Annotated in this window: 2 pseudogenes; both read right to left on the reverse strand. The window is 53.5% G+C overall.

The annotated features are described in order from the left end of the window. Positions 1-351, reverse strand: a pseudogene (locus tag HU727_RS25525) (DUF6531 domain-containing protein); the annotation flags it as partial. Beyond that, a pseudogene (locus HU727_RS26235) lies at positions 348-516 on the reverse strand (DUF4123 domain-containing protein); the annotation flags it as partial. The pseudogenes HU727_RS25525 and HU727_RS26235, both read right to left, overlap by 4 nt.

A 516-nucleotide genomic window follows, 5' to 3' on the forward strand; every position in this document is an offset into this window, starting at 1 on the left:
CGGGCCGACTTCGTTTTTGCCGACAAAGCGGCCATCAACTACCGGCGTCAGTCGAACTGGCGTGTTGCCAATCGGCACAAAGCGCGCGGACTCGAAACTATGAACCAGCACCAGCTTGCCGTTCGCCGGACAGTTGGCGTAAAGAGTGTTTTCCTTTTTGCTGTCCTTGTCCGCCGTACCGACTTCGTCGCCGACTTTGAACTGCTGTTCCGCGTCCAGGATGCCGCCGTACCAGGCTTCGGCATGCTCGCGGTAGTCTTTCAGGCATTTCTTGAAGTCGTTAATGATGGCCTGAGCATCAGGTTGTTTTGCTGTGAGGCCGCCAACGATCCCACCCATTAAAACGCTCATACCACCACCTCTTTTTCCAGATAGGCCTTTAACAGCCCGGTAAAGTTTTCTTCCGTGAGTGGCGTGCGTTTAACAAAACGCGCCACTTTTTGTTTCAGGTTCGATTCGGGAAACGAGAAATACAGATCGGCGTGTTCTTCCTGCAACCACTGCATCATGTTGCCG

The sequence above is a fragment of the Pseudomonas khorasanensis genome (assembly GCF_014268505.2).
GTDB lineage: Bacteria > Pseudomonadota > Gammaproteobacteria > Pseudomonadales > Pseudomonadaceae > Aquipseudomonas > Aquipseudomonas khorasanensis.